This window comes from Desertivirga brevis, from assembly GCF_017355835.1.
In genome coordinates, this window is record NZ_JAFEWF010000015.1 from 39745 (window position 1) to 55061 (window position 15317).

Below are 15317 nucleotides of genomic sequence, written 5' to 3' on the forward strand. Positions count from 1 at the left end.
ATTTTTAATATATCTTATTTTAAGATTTCAGTTACCTGACCAGCACCTACTGTTCTACCACCTTCACGGATAGCGAAACGTAGACCTTTCTCCATTGCGATAGCGTTGATCAATTTAACAGTGATTGTAACGTTATCACCAGGCATAACCATTTCTACACCTTCTGCTAGTGAAATCTCACCAGTTACGTCTGTAGTACGGAAATAGAACTGTGGACGGTATTTGTTAAAGAATGGAGTGTGACGACCACCTTCTGCTTTTGACAATACGTAAACCTCAGCTTTGAAATCTGTGTGAGGAGTTACTGAAGCTGGCTTACAGATAACCATACCACGACGGATATCAGTTTTCTCAATACCACGTAACAATAAACCTACGTTGTCACCTGCTTCACCTCTGTCAAGGATTTTACGGAACATCTCAACACCTGTTACTGTTGATTTCAGGTTCTCAGCACCCATACCAAGGATCTCTACAGGATCACCAGAGTTGATAACACCACGCTCGATACGGCCAGTTGCTACTGTACCACGACCAGTGATTGAGAATACGTCCTCAACTGGCATCAAGAATGGAAGATCAGTCAAACGTGGAGGAATTGGAATGTAGTTATCTACAGCATCCATAAGCTCCATAATTTTACCTACCCAAGTAGCATCTCCGTTCAATCCACCTAATGCAGACCCTTTGATTACAGGGATATCATCACCAGGGAAATCGTAGAACGATAATAATTCGCGAACTTCCATTTCAACAAGCTCTAACAACTCAGGATCGTCAACCATATCCACTTTGTTCATGAAAACAACTAGAGCTGGTACACCTACCTGACGAGCTAAAAGAATGTGCTCACGAGTTTGTGGCATCGGACCATCAGTAGAAGCAACTACAAGGATTGCACCATCCATCTGAGCAGCTCCAGTAACCATGTTCTTCACATAGTCAGCGTGACCTGGACAGTCAACGTGCGCATAGTGACGGTTAGCTGTAGAATACTCAACGTGAGCAGTATTGATTGTAATACCTCTTTCTTTTTCTTCAGGAGCAGAGTCGATTGAATCAAATGAACGAGCTTCTGACAAACCAGCGTCAGCCAATACTTTAGTGATAGCTGCAGTCAAAGTAGTTTTACCGTGGTCAACGTGACCGATAGTACCGATATTTAAGTGCGGTTTACTGCGGTCAAATTTTTCTTTTGCCATGTTTTTATACTAATTAGTAGGTTAATTTTACTTTCTAAATAAAACGAATAATTTATCGCTGAGCCAAAGATGGGACTTGAACCCACGACCTCTTCCTTACCAAGGAAGTGCTCTACCGCTGAGCTACTTCGGCCTTATACTAAACAGTTAACTACTAAGAAATACATCTTAGTAGTTAACTTCTATTAGCTCATGAGCGGAAGACGAGGTTCGAACTCGCGACCTATAGCTTGGAAGGCTATCGCTCTACCAACTGAGCTACTTCCGCATGAACTGGTGAACCTAAATTCACCATTGTGGGGAGAGAAGGATTCGAACCTTCGTAGCCGAAGCAGCGGATTTACAGTCCGCCCCATTTGACCGCTCTGGTATCTCCCCAGGGCTTTCTTTTTCGGTCTGCGAAGGTACAACTTAAATTGAATAACGCAAACTAAAAATTAAAATTTTTGAGCCTCCTATCGGAATCGAACCAATGACCTACTGATTACAAGTCAGTTGCTCTACCAGCTGAGCTAAGGAGGCTTTTAATTTTCTTTTATCCTTTTAAAGAACGCTCCTTTCATCGTTTTTCTCTTATTGAGAACCTCTCCGAAAGGGAATGCAAATCTACGCAAATATTATATCCATCAAAATTTTTTTAAAAAAAAATCCGGCAGTGAAAACTGCCGGATTAATATGCTAAGCAACATAAAGCTATGCCCAGGCGTGACCCATATTAATTTCCGCTTTGTAATTAGCCAGCCTTATTCGATTCTTAGTTTTATGTTTGGTTACCTGTCTTCTCAAGGACTCTACCGCCAGATCCATTGCCTCTTCAAAAGACTTACACTGCTCTTTAACAAAAAGTTGACTACCCGGAAGGTTAAGTTTAACCTCTGTTATTTTATTAGCATCATCACCAGTTTTTTCCAGTCGCAGATACACCTCTGCGTTTAGGATACTGTCAGAAAACTGATCCAGCTTTTCAGCCTTTCGTTGAATAAAAGCCAACAATTTTTTGTCTGCATTGAAGTGGATAGATTGAACAGAAATTCTCATTTTTCCTCCTTTTTTTAAGCCCTTGGGTGAGCTTGTTTATAAATTGATTTTAACTTTTCAACAGAATTATGAGTGTAAACTTGAGTAGCAGCCAAACTTGCATGCCCCAGTAACTCCTTTATTGCGTTTAAATCTGCCCCATTATTTAATAAACTGGTGGCAAAGGAATGCCTCAACACATGCGGACTCTTTTTCTGATTTGTAGTAATATAATCAAGATACCGCTTTACAATCCTATATATTAAAGTAGGATATGCCCTCTTTCCATCCTTTGTTACGAATAATTGGTCAGGAAGGTTATCAAAATTTTGAAGTTCACGCAGAGATAAATACTCTTTTATTTCAGAAATAATCTGTGGTGACACAGGAGCTATCCTCTCCTTACTTCTTTTTCCAAGTATTTTAAGGGTATGGTCAAAAAAATTAACATCTCGCTCCTTAATATTTAAAAGTTCAGCAAGACGAATCCCAGTACCAAACAACAGCTCAATAATTAACTTATCACGCCTTCCTTCGAAGTCTTCAGCGAAAATGCCCTCACTGTCTAACAGATCATCCATTTTTGACTCATGCACCACAACAGGCAAGCGCTTAGGCGCTTTTAATGCCTTTATTAATAAAGTGGGATTTAATTCTACTAACTTCTCCCTTTGAAGGAAGGTATAGAAAGTACGCAATGTCGAAAGCTTACGGTTAATAGTATTTGGAGCAATACTATTATTCATCAGGTCAACCATCCAGGAACGAACATCTTGGTGGCCCACCAACAACATATCAGGATTTTGCGATTGAATGAATGTCTGGAATTGTTCCAGGTCATTCATGTAGGCAGCTATTGTATGCTCTGAGAAACGTTTTTCGTACTGCAGATAACTTTTAAAACGCTCTAAAAACATAAAAACCTATTTGAATAATGCAAAAGCAATATACAAATAGGTTAATATTATTTAAAGAAATTTTAAAAAAATCTTAAGCAGTCTCCTGAGTAAGAGTTTGTTTATAAACAGCTTTCTTAACCACGTTACGACGTGCAACTGATTTCTTTTCGAAAGCCTGGCGACTACGTAATTCTCTTAATACTCCGGTTTTCTCAAATTTCTTCTTGAAGCGCTTTAACGCTTTATCTAAAGATTCTCCGTCTTTTACGTTGATAATAATCATGTTCTTATACCTCCTCTCATTTTTTTCGGGACTGCAAATTTAAGTAAAATATTAACAGTCAAAACATTAATTTCAAAATAATTAAGAGGACAAAACTTTCAAGCTAATAAACCCGATCAAAAGCTGATATAGGGCGCTATTTTCGCAATTACCTCATCATTCAGGAGGAGTACCTTCTTTAAATCCGTCGGCGAGCCATAATTCCCATGTTGCTTCCTGTATTGCACTATAGCATTGATCTGCTTGTAACTTAAGTAGGGAAACCGCTTCAGGTCTTCAAAACTAGCAGAGTTTACATTCGTCTTTAACACAGCACCTGGTTCCACCATTATTCTATCCTCGAAGCCTTTATACTTTATTGAATCTAAACCGTAAACCTCAAGCAATTGCTCCTTTTTCCAAAAGCCTCCCAGCCTGCTTCTATATTTAATGATACGACTAGCGAAAGCCGGTCCTATTCCCCGTAATGTTTCTAGCTCCGCAGAATCAGCCGTATTGATATTAATAATACTTTTCTCCCTTTCTGATAATCTCTTCTCAAATTTCCTGAAAAGCGGCTTAGTGCGATAAGAATTAGGTATAGCAATGTAAGGCTCAAGGCGATCGTAGTCTTCACTCCGCAATGAGTAAATCTTCTTCAAGTCTTCTTTTCTGTAGAAACGACCACCCTTGGCCTCATAATTCTTTATAACCTTAACTTGTTTGGCAGAAAGCCCTAAATCCAGCCATTTCGATTCCGGCAAATTATTGGGATTAAACAAGAAGTACCTGACATTTTTCTTTCTGGTATCTGAAGCCCATTTGCGACGACCATATGCTTTTTCATTTGCCTCGTCTTCATTCACAGCAGAAGCAAGGAACTCCGCTACCTCTGCCCGGAAACTCGTATCCTGCAAGTCCTTATCCTCTGACTTCAGTTGCAAGTACAGCTCGGGCGTTAGAATAATTAGGACTAACAGTACGCATAAAACAATTAGTCCGTTTAATTCTTTCTTGGAAAACTCAAAATACTCTTTCAGATTCATATAGATAAGGTTTGAAACGATCCGAGAACTAGTCTTCCTTACGTTTTAAGTATGGATTTTCAAATTCCGAATTAAACCAAGCCATAGGAATATCCGACTCAAATCGTCCGTTTCTTGAATCTATACGCCGCTCGAACCGCCCCTCTATCCGGAAATCAATACTTCTATAAAATGAAATCGCTCTGAAATTAGTTTCTCTAACAATCAACTCTACCCTTAATATATCTTTCCTGTTCGTTTTAATTTCTTGCTGTAAACTTCTAAATAACAGCTTTCCAGCTCCCTTGCCCTGCACCTCCGGAGCGACAACGATAGTAAGATCTGTAAGTACATGAGCAAATACACTCTGAGAAGGCTTATAACAATGAATTTCAGCTAAAACATCTTCGGGATCACTGTCTCCATATACCACTAGTTGTATCCCATTATATTGTGCCTTTAACATGAAATTTTTGATATAAGCTTCGGATATTTCTTCTTCCAGATGAGATATCCCTCCAACAGTAGCGGCTACCTTCTTATATAGGTTAAAAATGGCCTGAAAATCCTTACTTTCTGCGGCACGAACTTTAAACATTGTAGGGCTTATTATGAGTTCAATGAATCGTTTCTTTTTACTAATAAAATCTCATCCTGATTCAGCCTTAAGTAACCGTATTCGTAACAGAAGAAATACTTTGATCCTTTATAAGTCTCGTAGGTGTGAGTGAAATAATTGAAATTGAAGCCTAATTTTAACATCTTCTCTGATGTTATTTTCAACTTCCCTTCAGGGTTCAGTTTCTGTAAAATAGCCCTATTCCTTTTAAGGATCGCATTTATTTGCTTTACCGTCGAACTATCTTCTATTTTAAGCCTATTATTATAATTATTGCGGCATTGATCATCACAGAATTTCTTATCAGATCGTCCTTTTATTGAATTACCGCAATCAAGGCAAAAGCGCTCCGTCATACTATTTACTTTACATTATCCGTGTACAAACGCTTATAAACGAATAAAAGCGCTTATCAACCGACTAACCCACCCCCTCCTACTCAACTTTGTATCGTTGAAAGTAAACAAAAACTAATAATATAAAAATAACATATGTCATGAGTAATCTAAGAAACAGTGTAAGACTAATTGGCCATCTTGGCATCGATCCAGAAATCAAAACTGTTGGCAACAAAAAAGTAGCAAAGCTTTCGATTGCAACAAATACGAATTACAGGAATGAAAATGGGGAAAAGATAGAAGAAACACAATGGCACAATCTGATACTATGGAATAGAAACGCAATAATTGCTGAGAAGTACCTTTCTAAAGGATCAGAGATAAGCATTGAAGGTAAGCTTAGCTCGAGAAGTTACACTGATAAAAGCGGAATGAAGAGGTATGTGACCGAAATTGTTGTGAATGATTTATTGCTATTAAGCAAAAAATAGGCAGTCGGGAAGCTTGAAAAAAGAAGAGGGCTGACTCACGTCAGTCCCTCCTCACAACACTAAACCAAAATTAGTTTCGTTCAATGTCAATCTATCGTTTTTTTGTTTTTAGAATGCGTATACCACAGCTAGTGAAAACTGAGAAGCAGATTTTGTATCAGGTGTTCCTACGGCCAGGCTTTCTGGCTTTTTGTAGAAAGAGTTCACTGATCCGTTGTCAAATCTTACTTCTGGAATAAAAGTTAATCCACCGGCTTTTAAGTTAGCAGAAACGGTAAGTGCAGTTACAGACTCATCAGCTGCAGGACCGAAGCCCACACCACCATTTTTCTTTGTTTTAAAATATTCACCGCGCAATCCCAAACCAAAGGCAGGAGTTACAGCAACAGAAGGATAAAGCGCTACACCAGTATACCCCGCATCATCAGCGCCTTCACCTGCTGACCAATCGGCAACATTCAATCCTAACCTAAATTTCTCTGTAACTTGATACGCTGTAGTTAAATCAAGGATAGTTCCTGAAGAATACCCAGTTAATACGTTAAAGTAAGCGCTCCAACCCTCTACCGGAGTAACCGATAACTGAGCACCAAAGGTATTTACACCCTGACTAGCATCAGCCTGGTAAACGTTCCATTTATTATTAAATAAACCGGCCATTAAACCCACCTTGCTCGAGATAGCATAATTAGCCTTAATACCTGCATTTTGGAAAGGACCATTGGTGAACAGGTAGGATGTTGAATAATTAATGTTACCTACTGGTGAAATAACTTCATACCCTACAAACGTACCCATATAACCTGCAGTCATAGAGAATTTATCAGTGAAAGCATAAGTAGCATAAAGGTTTTGAATGTGAAATGAGTTTTGATCTGCATTATCTCCATTAAGAATGGATTGATATTGCCCTCTCGGCCCGAATGAAACCTCACCCACAAAAGATGCTTTCCCTGTTGATTTTCTTAAGGCGATATCGATCATTCCAAGAGAAACTGAATTTTGATCAGTTGCAAAGCTTGTAGGTATATTTGGAACTTTTGAAAAATCATATTTATAATATGCATCTACTGATCCAGAAATACTTAAAGGGGTTGAAGTTGAAGTTGAAGTTGAATCTTGAGCATTTGCATAGCTGGTCGCTGCCAGCGCAATAAGAGCTAGTACTTTTTTAAACATAATTGAAAAGATTGATTGTTAAATAGTGTTTATCGAATGTTGAATAATGATTATGTGCTGAACTTCGAGTGTTAGAATTCTTTTACTTCTTTCTCAACTACTACCCCATTTTCAGAAATTAACAGAGTTCCTTGCACATATTTCTCGTTGTGTTGACTTTCATCAAGTCCTAACTCCTCTTCTTCAGAACTTACACGAATAGGTTGGAACAAGTTGATCAATTTGAATATAGCATATGAAACAGTAAAGCTGTAAGCCACTACGATCACCATTGCTTTAGCTTGGGTAAGGAAGAAATCAATATTTCCATAGAACCAGCCATCGTTACCAGCAGCATTTACTGTTTTAGTAGCGAACACACCTGTAAGCAACATACCTACCATACCGCCAAGACCATGGCAAGGGAATACATCAAGCGTATCATCAAGAGTAGATTTTTGTTTGTAGTATACTGCAAGGTTTGAAATAATAGCTGCAATAAATCCTATGAAAATACTTTGAGGAATAGCCACAAAACCAGCACCAGGAGTAATTGCAACAAGTCCGACAACTGCACCGATACAGAAACCTAACACAGAAGGCTTTTTTCCACGGATAACATCGAAGAACATCCAGGATAAACCTGCTGATGCAGCAGCCGTATTTGTAGTAGCAAAAGCAGACACTGCTAAAGCATTTGCACCAAGAGCAGAACCAGCGTTAAATCCAAACCATCCAAACCAAAGCAAACCGGTACCTATTAATACATAGGGAATATTTGCTGGTGGAACTTCTTCGTTCGCCATGTGAACTTTACGACGTTTAAGCACTAAGGCTCCTGCTAATGCAGCGCAACCTGCTGAAATGTGAACTACCGTTCCTCCCGCGAAATCTAGAGCTCCCATTTTAAACAAGAACCCTTCTGGATGCCAGCTCCAATGAGCCAAAGGCGCATATACAAATAGGCCGAAAAGAACTATAAAGCTTACATATGAAGTAAATCGGATACGTTCAGCAACTGCCCCAACTACCAATCCTGGAGTTATAATGGCAAACATTAATTGGAATAAAGAGAAAAGTGTAAAAGGAATTGTTGGAGCAAGACTCCAGGGAGCACCGGAATTAACGCCTTTGAAAAAAAGAAAGGTCGATGGGTTTCCGATGATACCATTAATTGACTCTCCGAAACAAAGGCTGAATCCTACTACGATCCATAACACAGTTACTACTCCTGCAGCTACAGTACTCTTGATCATGGTTGAAAGAACGTTTTTACGGTGAACCATTCCACCATAAAAGAACGCTAAAGCAGGAGTCATCAAAAATACTAGGGCAGTAGATACAATAACCCATGCAATATCAGAGCTATTGTACACTTTACTACCGTCAAAATCCGGAAGTGAGGGAATAAAAAGCGCGGCGATTGCTGCAATCGCTAAGACCAGAAAAGGTCCGGCTTGTTTTACTACATTTTTACTCATTTTTGGTTGTTATTTTAGTGTTGTTAATAATAAACTGTTGTGATATTTATCATTATGAATGTAAAAGTAGCAATTTTGAACCAAATTCATAATGTTTTATACTTTTTTTTTAAAAAAAATAGAATAAACACCATCAATAACACAAAAAACAAGCAACAACACAACAAAAACACCAAGAACTTAGACCGAAAACGCAAGAAATACAATAAAAAGACCAGACAATACCAGAGTATACTCGAGATAAAATTGGATTAAAACAGAAAAAACCAAAAGAATCAAGATTCCAAACAGCAAAATCTCGAGAAAATGAGCCTCAGAAAGAAAATTAGAAGAAAAACCTACATGAGCAGAACACTCAAATGGAGGATGAAAGGAGATTAAGGGCTCTTTCTAACCAACTCCAGTCACAGCCTAAAATTTGCAGATATTATCTTGATATAGGTGACCGAGCCGGAACGGGTACAGGACCGACGGAAGACCGACGAAGGACCGACGAAGAAACCTTCTGGTCAGAAACAGACAAAATGAATCAATAATGAAAAATGCGGACATTTTCCAATGCTAATATCGTATAGGGCTGTTATTAATAGTTAGGTTAAGGTGAAGGCTCAGTATTTAAGTGAGAAATAATTAGAAAGACCAAAGACTATTAAACAAGAGCTTCGTACTTAGCCCCCTGCAAAACCCCGCGTCGTTCCAACTCTTTATCTATGTAGGTTTGAATTTCCGCCTTTTTCAAACCCCAGTTTGGAGCAATAAGCAAATCATAGTCTGCAAGGCCAAATAAGCGCTGAAGAATAATGTCTGGCCTAAGTAAGGGAATAAACTCGGCGAGAAAATCTGTATAATCTTCAATTGAAAAGACAGGAAAGGGATTACGCTTATACTGAACTCCCATTATTGACCCCTCAACAATATGAAGATGATGCAATTTTGCAAATTTAATCTTTGGGAAACGATTTATTTCATCTGCATACTTTAGCATCATTTCCCTGGTTTCCCATGGAAATCCAAAAATAGTATGTACACAAACATCTAATGGGGAGTTTTGAACAAGATTTAAAGCAGTTTCCAGTTCTTCGTGCGTACAACCACGATTAATTTTTGATAAAGTTTCGTTATATATAGACTCCATCCCCATTTCCAGATCTACATCCAAACCGCGGTCCCTGTAGCTTTCCAGCAAGGCAACCTTTTCGGCATCTATACAATCAGGCCTTGTACCCACAGACAAACCAACCACATTCTCAGGAGCGATACTCAACGCTTCATCATACATCATCTTCAAATAATGCGTTGGAGCATAAGTATTCGTATTAGGCTGAAAATAAATAATAAACTTCTCCGCAGCATACCCCTTCACTGCTCTCTCCATGCCTTTCTCAATCTGCTCTCTAATAGTTGGTCCCTTACGTGATAATTCAGGAGTAAAAGAATCTACATTACAATAAGAACAGCCGCCGTACCCCTTACTACCGTCGCGATTGGGGCAAGTAAAGCCTCCATCGACAATTATTTTAAATACACGCTTGCCCTCGTACTTCTTTTTCAAATACGCCCCATAATAATTGTACGGCTTTACTCCAAAATCTAACGGCGTTCCCATTGCTATATAATATAAGGCACAAATTAAGTTGCACCAGTAAAATGAACGCCAAAGATAGGAAAACCATGTGCCGCTGAACAATTTAGACCACACAAAAACACTTTTTTACGGTTTTCAGATTCTTTCTATCTTTCAATTTGCTATTTAACTCTACTTATTGCCCTGTTAAACGTTGATAATACAATTTAGGAAAAAAGAAGATCTGAAGAACCCACAGTTGGAGATATAACAATTCCGTTCGTTTGCTCTTACGGGTTTTACTTTTTACTTTTAAGCGCTATGCTGAGGATTTACTACAAAAAAGATAGAAGATTAGCGAAAGAGACGGATTTGGAATCATTGCGTGAAATCCCTATTGAAAGCCTGATTTGGGTAGACCTGCAAAATCCGACCGACAAAGAGAAAGCAACTGTCGAGACATATTTTGATATTAAATATTCCTCAGAAGAAGAATCTCAGGAAATTGAGAGTTCGTCAAGATTCAACGAGGTAGAAGATGAACTCATCATAAACTCCAATTTTTTATCAATAAAAGAAAAGGGATTTGCCTATTGCCCCGTCTCTATTATAGTGGAAAAAGGAATTCTTTTTACCTACCGGGACGACGATCTTAAAACATTCGGAGAAGCTGTAAAACGCATCAAAGCAAGTCCGGCGAGCTATATAAATGGGTATCAAATCTTTCTTACTATCCTCGAAACCTCCATTGATAATGACGCAGATTTAATCGAAAACCTGGCCAGGCGAATTGCAGAGTTGAATCAACAGCTTATTTTAAGGAAAAAGAGATCCGACGAGCAATTCCTAATTCAAATCTCATCATTCCAGAATGAAACCATGTCTTTGAGAGAAAATATCATAGATAAACAACGCCTGGTTTCTGCGCTGATGAAAAGCTCCCTCTTTCCCGAAGAGTATATGGGTGTGCTAAGGATAATGATCAAAGACATTAGCTCACTCGTAGAGCATAATAAGTTTGCATTTGAACGACTTGAATATCTACAAGACACCTTCATGGGCTTTGTAAACATTGAGCAAAATCACATTATTAAAATATTCACCGTCGCTACGGTAGCATTCATGCCTCCTACATTAATTGCTAGCATTTATGGGATGAACTTTAAAGCAATGCCTGAAATTGAATGGGAATATGGTTACCTGCTTGCGATTGTACTCATGATTCTATCATCGGCTGGAACATTAATTTACTTCAAGAAGAAGAACTGGCTTTAGTAGGAACGAAGGGATCCCTGGCCCATAAAGAGTTTTTAGATCTACCTAATCCAAGGCAAATACTTTTCTGCAATATCCCCTACTTAAGCTAGCTCCCGGTGGAGCAATGCGATACGGCTAGAAGGATTAAATACAAAGATCTTTTTAACAACCATATCAAAACAGGTAAATTACACCTTACTGAAACAACCCTACTGCAGGTTAAATACCTAGTAGAAAAAAGACATCAATTTTTAATTTTAAGCAGTTTCTTTTCCTTTCCACTCAAATCCTAATTATCTCAAACATAGCTCCCTAAGGCCTGTTAGCACTTTGATAATTAACAAATTATTCACTTTAAAAAAAACATCTACTATGTTTTATCATGACAAACGACTGCAGTACAAAGTGCGTGTCGAAAAACCAAACCCTCAATTTGCAAGACTGCTTCAACAAGCTATCGGAGGAATTGAAGGAGAAATTCGTGTATGCCTTCAGTATCTTTTCCAGGCTTGGGGAAACCGTGGTCCGGTAAAATACAGGGACATGCTTCTGGAGACTGGAACGGAAGAGATTTCACACATCGAAATGCTATCCACAGCTGTAGCTTTAAACCTTGAAGGAGCATCGGGTAACATGGTCGAAAAAATTGTACAAGAAAATCCGGTTGTAGGTGAAATAATGGGAGGAATGGATCCTCGTCATTATCTTTCTACTGGATTGGCTGCAATGGCAACTGATTCTAATGGAGTTCCATTCAATGGTTCATGGATTGTCGCAAGTGGCAATACTGTTGCAGATATGTATTCCAACGTAGCAGCAGAATCAACAGGAAGAGCTTTGGCTACTCGCCTATGGAAATCCACTGACGATCCTGGCATGAAAGATATGCTTTCATTCCTGATAGCAAGAGATACTATGCACCAGAATCAATGGTTGGCAGTAATTGAAGAGCTTGGAGGGATGAATGCACACCCTGTTCCAAACAGTTTCCCTCAGTCAGAAGAGAATCAACAGTTCAATTACTCCTTCGTATCTACCAATATAGAAAATGAGGCACTTACTTACGAAGGATCTCGCTTTACTCACGGTCCGTCGATAGATGGCAAAGGAGAGTTTAAAGTCGTAAAAGCACAACCTCTTGGAGACGAACCAAAATTAGGCGCACCTGCTCCGGAAGGCTTTGCTCAGACAGAACAGATGACTAACAATGATGGTATTCTGGGAACTCTCAGTGATATGGTTAGCAAATAATTGAGCTATTCAACAAAAAAGAGATGCTTGCCGCATCTCTTTTTTGTATCTATTTTTTCCAATATTCTAACAAAGGACCTTCACTACCGAAAATTGGATCAGTCGAAGGGACGGGTACTTGCCGAATATTAGTTAATGCAGTTTCACGCTCCGCTGCCTCCCCAGTTAAAAGATCATAGGAACTACCACCAGGATAGGCGCCGATGCATAGAAAGTCGTCACTTGCCTTTAGGCATTTATGTGCAACTCCTGCTGGTATGATCACAACATCCCCGCGAACAATTTCCACACATACACCTTCCTTTCCGCCAAGTTCTATATCAGCAACACCGCAAAACACACCTAAAACTTCATGTGTATTGCTATGATAATGATGGTAATCGAAAATACCATCTTCCCAACTATTAGTCCAGTTATTTATTTTAAATCTTTCAACAATAGCCTGAGTGTCATCCCCTGGATGAAGATGTAAGGCGCCTTTATAAACCAGTGCTGGCAGGATTGGATTATTCGGAAATTGCCCGTCGTCCTCAAAAATATGAGAAGCGACATGACCATGTATTACTTCAGAAACGTGGCTCATAGAAATCTCTTTTATTGGATAACAAAATAAACAGCATTAAGATTTAAGCAAGAACGATTAAAACATCTTAGCTCTCTTAAGCAAGTAGGCATGTAATATACTATAGAATCCAGCATTAATGTCTGCATCTATAAGGTCTATTCCGTATTGCGCACATTTCAACTTCAGCTCTCTCCTAAAATCCAATATACTTTCCTGATACTTTTCCTTTACTTGTTGCGGACGTAACTTCATCTCTTCACCCGTCTCAATATCAACAAAATGATAAGGCATATTTCCGAATTCGAAATCAACTTCATGCTTAAAATCCAGCACATTAAAGACCACCACCTCGTGTTTATTATATTTTAAGTGCTGCAACGCCGAAAAAATATCAGAGATCTTCTTTTCATCCGGTCCTGTTTCGAACATATCGCTGAAAATTATCACTAATGACCTCTTATGTATTAGCTCGGCAATCTCATTCAAGCCTAATGACACTGACGTTCTAACATCGCGTCCGTCTCGCTGCATCAGCTTCTCCAGCTCTGAGAACAGATATTTCTGATGGGCAGTAGTTGACTTAGCCGGAGAAGAAAACTCCACCTTGTCAGAAAAAAAGCTTAAGCCGAAAGCATCTCGCTGCCTTTTAAACAAATACATTAAAGAGGCTGCTGAATAAATTGAGAACAGTATTTTATTGAAATCCTTTTTGGGGTAGTACATGGAAGAAGATATATCCATTACCAGTTGGCAACGCATATTAGTTTCCTCTTCAAACCGCTTAACAAACATCCGGTCAGTACGGCCGTACAATTTCCAGTCGATATTCTTTATTGGATCTCCCGAATTATACAAGCGATGTTCAGCAAACTCAACAGAAAAGCCGTGAAAGGGACTTTTATGCAGCCCCGTAATAAAACCTTCAACCACTTGTTTGGCTATCAACTCCAGGTTTCCAAAATCCTGCAAGTCTTTGTAAGTATTTAAATCAGGCTGCATCAAAGAAATACAAATTAGTATTACTAAAGTTAGAACATTTCACTTCCGTTCTAAAACAAAAAACTCCGCCCATTATCTGGACGGAGTTCAATCATTCTATTAAAATATTATTTGTTATGCTAATTGTTTGCTCAATTTGTCGGCAAGTACTGATTTTGGCACTGCACCAATCTGCTTGTCAACGATTTCGCCATTTTTGAAAAACAACAAAGCAGGAATATTACGGATACCAAATTTCATTGATACTCCAGGATTGTGGTCAACATTTACTTTACCAACAATCGCTTTGCCTTCATATTCCTTAGATAGCTCTTCAACTACAGGACCTACCATACGGCATGGACCGCACCATTCTGCCCAAAAGTCAATAAGCACAGGTTTATCTGATTTCAGCACTACTTCTTCGAAGTTTGCATCTGTAATTTCTAAAGCCATAATTATAAATATTAACAGTTATTGAATTCAAATTTACATTAACAATAACCTTACCACAAATAGAGCAAGACAATCTGACAGGGAAATGATTAAAAGAGGAAGTAGATGTTGAAACCGAGATTGGTTATTGCACCTGAAGTAGAGATACTAAAGGAAGACGTTCTCATATCTCGATCTCCACTATTTACGTCCGAACTTTTACTATATGAAGCACCGGCATTTAACAATGTGGCTTCGAGAGCAAGATGCTTGAACGGGAAAAACGCTAACCCGCCGCTAGCATTTAAACTATACTGATTAACCTTTGAGTCCTGACGTATATCTGAATTTTCATACTCGGTCTTGTGTAAAGAGTATCCTAATCCGCCCTCGGTGTACGCATAAAGCTTTTTTAACAAAGGATAATATTTCTGCATTGCCACTGTGCCCCCGTAAGTACTAGTACTATTTTGGTAGTTAGAATTGCCCGGATCCGTCTTCTGCTTTCCATAAAACCCACTCAATTTTATCCTAGCATTATCTGTAAAGAAATAGCCATAGGTTAATGAAAAGTTATTAATTTTTTGCTTATAGGTATTGCTTGGAGATGTACCTGAATAAGTGGTCTTGTGGTCTTGCGAACTAACCCCAAACCCAATTGCATGAGTTCCTTTTGTTTGTGATTTGGCAGTAGATGCACAGGCAAGCGCTAATAGCGCCGCAAATAAGGCTTTTTTCATAATTGTCTAAGTGTATGTTTATTTACTGCAATATA

Annotated in this window: 17 protein-coding genes and 4 tRNA genes; 3 read left to right on the plus strand and 18 right to left on the minus strand. The window is 38.7% G+C overall.

Translation table 11 applies throughout. The features are described 5' to 3' along the window. Positions 1-14: 14 nt before the first annotated feature. The 11 genes from tuf to J4N25_RS25565 all read right to left on the minus strand — a co-directional run bounded on the left by tuf (position 15) and on the right by J4N25_RS25565 (position 5380). Complete coding sequence (gene tuf / locus J4N25_RS25515; RefSeq protein WP_207424731.1) at positions 15-1202, minus strand: elongation factor Tu; 1188 nt, start codon at positions 1200-1202, stop codon at positions 15-17. 61 nt (positions 1203-1263) lie between these two features. Beyond that, positions 1264-1335: transfer RNA gene (locus J4N25_RS25520), tRNA-Thr, on the minus strand. Positions 1336-1397: 62 nt separating this feature from the next. Then, positions 1398-1470, minus strand: a tRNA-Gly gene (locus tag J4N25_RS25525). A gap of 29 nt (positions 1471-1499) precedes the next feature. Continuing rightward, a tRNA-Tyr gene (locus J4N25_RS25530) sits at positions 1500-1580 on the minus strand. Between the two features lie 71 nt (positions 1581-1651). Further along, positions 1652-1724: transfer RNA gene (locus tag J4N25_RS25535), tRNA-Thr, on the minus strand. A 171-nt stretch (positions 1725-1895) separates the two neighbouring features. Beyond that, positions 1896-2240, minus strand: coding sequence for a ribosome hibernation-promoting factor, HPF/YfiA family (hpf, locus tag J4N25_RS25540; RefSeq protein ID WP_207424732.1), 345 nt, complete (start codon positions 2238-2240; stop codon positions 1896-1898). A gap of 14 nt (positions 2241-2254) precedes the next feature. Beyond that, positions 2255-3136: a tyrosine-type recombinase/integrase gene (locus J4N25_RS25545; RefSeq protein ID WP_207424733.1), complete on the minus strand. Its 882-nt coding sequence runs from the start codon at positions 3134-3136 to the stop codon at positions 2255-2257. A gap of 73 nt (positions 3137-3209) precedes the next feature. Then, positions 3210-3401 carry a 30S ribosomal protein S21 gene (gene rpsU, locus J4N25_RS25550; RefSeq protein WP_207424734.1) on the minus strand — a complete coding sequence of 64 codons (192 nt, stop codon included), beginning with the start codon at positions 3399-3401 and terminating at the stop codon, positions 3210-3212. Positions 3402-3517: 116 nt separating this feature from the next. Further along, positions 3518-4426, minus strand: a complete 909-nt coding sequence (locus J4N25_RS25555; RefSeq protein ID WP_207424735.1) for a helix-hairpin-helix domain-containing protein — start codon at positions 4424-4426, stop codon at positions 3518-3520. A gap of 28 nt (positions 4427-4454) precedes the next feature. Then, the gene (locus J4N25_RS25560; protein ID WP_207424736.1) at positions 4455-5003 is read right to left on the minus strand and encodes a GNAT family N-acetyltransferase; all 549 of its coding nucleotides are present in this window, start codon (positions 5001-5003) and stop codon (positions 4455-4457) included. Positions 5004-5014: 11 nt separating this feature from the next. After that, entirely contained in the window at positions 5015-5380 is a 366-nt protein-coding gene (locus tag J4N25_RS25565) for a DUF2116 family Zn-ribbon domain-containing protein (protein ID WP_207424737.1), read from the minus strand. A gap of 140 nt (positions 5381-5520) precedes the next feature. Between J4N25_RS25565 and J4N25_RS25570 the strand changes: the two genes are divergently transcribed. Beyond that, positions 5521-5853: a single-stranded DNA-binding protein gene (locus J4N25_RS25570; RefSeq protein ID WP_207424738.1), complete on the plus strand. Its 333-nt coding sequence runs from the start codon at positions 5521-5523 to the stop codon at positions 5851-5853. A 108-nt stretch (positions 5854-5961) separates the two neighbouring features. On the opposite strand, the gene J4N25_RS25575 is transcribed toward J4N25_RS25570, so the two are convergent. The 3 genes from J4N25_RS25575 to mnmL form a co-directional block, all read right to left on the minus strand. Then, entirely contained in the window at positions 5962-7032 is a 1071-nt protein-coding gene (locus J4N25_RS25575) for a porin (RefSeq protein WP_207424739.1), read from the minus strand. Between the two features lie 71 nt (positions 7033-7103). Beyond that, the gene (locus tag J4N25_RS25580) at positions 7104-8492 is read right to left on the minus strand and encodes an ammonium transporter (protein WP_207424740.1); all 1389 of its coding nucleotides are present in this window, start codon (positions 8490-8492) and stop codon (positions 7104-7106) included. Positions 8493-9141: 649 nt separating this feature from the next. Then, on the minus strand, positions 9142-10098 hold the full coding sequence (gene mnmL, locus J4N25_RS25585) for a tRNA modification radical SAM protein MnmL/YtqA (protein WP_207424741.1): 957 nt from the start codon (positions 10096-10098) through the stop codon (positions 9142-9144). Positions 10099-10377: 279 nt separating this feature from the next. Between mnmL and corA the strand changes: the two genes are divergently transcribed. After that, positions 10378-11331 (plus strand): magnesium/cobalt transporter CorA, encoded by a 954-nt coding sequence (corA, locus tag J4N25_RS25590; RefSeq protein ID WP_207424742.1) that lies wholly within the window; start codon positions 10378-10380, stop codon positions 11329-11331. A 354-nt stretch (positions 11332-11685) separates the two neighbouring features. Continuing rightward, entirely contained in the window at positions 11686-12564 is an 879-nt protein-coding gene (locus J4N25_RS25595) for a manganese catalase family protein (RefSeq protein WP_207424743.1), read from the plus strand. Positions 12565-12613: 49 nt separating this feature from the next. Here the strand turns inward: J4N25_RS25595 and J4N25_RS25600 are convergent, their stop codons facing one another. The 4 genes from J4N25_RS25600 to J4N25_RS25615 all read right to left on the minus strand — a co-directional run bounded on the left by J4N25_RS25600 (position 12614) and on the right by J4N25_RS25615 (position 15282). Continuing rightward, positions 12614-13147 (minus strand): hypothetical protein, encoded by a 534-nt coding sequence (locus J4N25_RS25600; protein ID WP_207424744.1) that lies wholly within the window; start codon positions 13145-13147, stop codon positions 12614-12616. 57 nt (positions 13148-13204) lie between these two features. Then, a complete protein-coding gene (locus tag J4N25_RS25605; protein WP_207424745.1) occupies positions 13205-14128 on the minus strand; it encodes a DUF58 domain-containing protein in 924 nt (307 codons plus the stop codon). Between the two features lie 114 nt (positions 14129-14242). After that, positions 14243-14563: a thioredoxin gene (gene trxA / locus J4N25_RS25610; RefSeq protein WP_207424746.1), complete on the minus strand. Its 321-nt coding sequence runs from the start codon at positions 14561-14563 to the stop codon at positions 14243-14245. 89 nt (positions 14564-14652) lie between these two features. Further along, positions 14653-15282: an outer membrane beta-barrel protein gene (locus tag J4N25_RS25615; protein ID WP_207424747.1), complete on the minus strand. Its 630-nt coding sequence runs from the start codon at positions 15280-15282 to the stop codon at positions 14653-14655. Positions 15283-15317: the final 35 nt, after the last annotated feature.

What these genes read in the sequence shown, in the direction of transcription:
- hpf (WP_207424732.1), bottom strand. Translation starts at nt 2,240, where the DNA reads ATGAGAATTTCTGTTCAATCTATCCACTTCAATGCAGACAAAAAATTG.
- J4N25_RS25565 (WP_207424737.1), bottom strand. Translation starts at nt 5,380, where the DNA reads ATGACGGAGCGCTTTTGCCTTGATTGCGGTAATTCAATAAAAGGACGA.
- trxA (WP_207424746.1), bottom strand. Translation starts at nt 14,563, where the DNA reads ATGGCTTTAGAAATTACAGATGCAAACTTCGAAGAAGTAGTGCTGAAA.
- J4N25_RS25545 (WP_207424733.1), bottom strand. Translation starts at nt 3,136, where the DNA reads ATGTTTTTAGAGCGTTTTAAAAGTTATCTGCAGTACGAAAAACGTTTC.
- tuf (WP_207424731.1), bottom strand. Translation starts at nt 1,202, where the DNA reads ATGGCAAAAGAAAAATTTGACCGCAGTAAACCGCACTTAAATATCGGT.
- J4N25_RS25605 (WP_207424745.1), bottom strand. Translation starts at nt 14,128, where the DNA reads ATGCAGCCTGATTTAAATACTTACAAAGACTTGCAGGATTTTGGAAAC.
- rpsU (WP_207424734.1), bottom strand. Translation starts at nt 3,401, where the DNA reads ATGATTATTATCAACGTAAAAGACGGAGAATCTTTAGATAAAGCGTTA.
- J4N25_RS25560 (WP_207424736.1), bottom strand. Translation starts at nt 5,003, where the DNA reads ATGTTTAAAGTTCGTGCCGCAGAAAGTAAGGATTTTCAGGCCATTTTT.
- J4N25_RS25575 (WP_207424739.1), bottom strand. Translation starts at nt 7,032, where the DNA reads ATGTTTAAAAAAGTACTAGCTCTTATTGCGCTGGCAGCGACCAGCTAT.
- J4N25_RS25570 (WP_207424738.1), top strand. Translation starts at nt 5,521, where the DNA reads ATGAGTAATCTAAGAAACAGTGTAAGACTAATTGGCCATCTTGGCATC.
- J4N25_RS25580 (WP_207424740.1), bottom strand. Translation starts at nt 8,492, where the DNA reads ATGAGTAAAAATGTAGTAAAACAAGCCGGACCTTTTCTGGTCTTAGCG.
- mnmL (WP_207424741.1), bottom strand. Translation starts at nt 10,098, where the DNA reads ATGGGAACGCCGTTAGATTTTGGAGTAAAGCCGTACAATTATTATGGG.
- J4N25_RS25555 (WP_207424735.1), bottom strand. Translation starts at nt 4,426, where the DNA reads ATGAATCTGAAAGAGTATTTTGAGTTTTCCAAGAAAGAATTAAACGGA.
- J4N25_RS25600 (WP_207424744.1), bottom strand. Translation starts at nt 13,147, where the DNA reads ATGAGCCACGTTTCTGAAGTAATACATGGTCATGTCGCTTCTCATATT.
- J4N25_RS25595 (WP_207424743.1), top strand. Translation starts at nt 11,686, where the DNA reads ATGTTTTATCATGACAAACGACTGCAGTACAAAGTGCGTGTCGAAAAA.
- J4N25_RS25615 (WP_207424747.1), bottom strand. Translation starts at nt 15,282, where the DNA reads ATGAAAAAAGCCTTATTTGCGGCGCTATTAGCGCTTGCCTGTGCATCT.
- corA (WP_207424742.1), top strand. Translation starts at nt 10,378, where the DNA reads ATGCTGAGGATTTACTACAAAAAAGATAGAAGATTAGCGAAAGAGACG.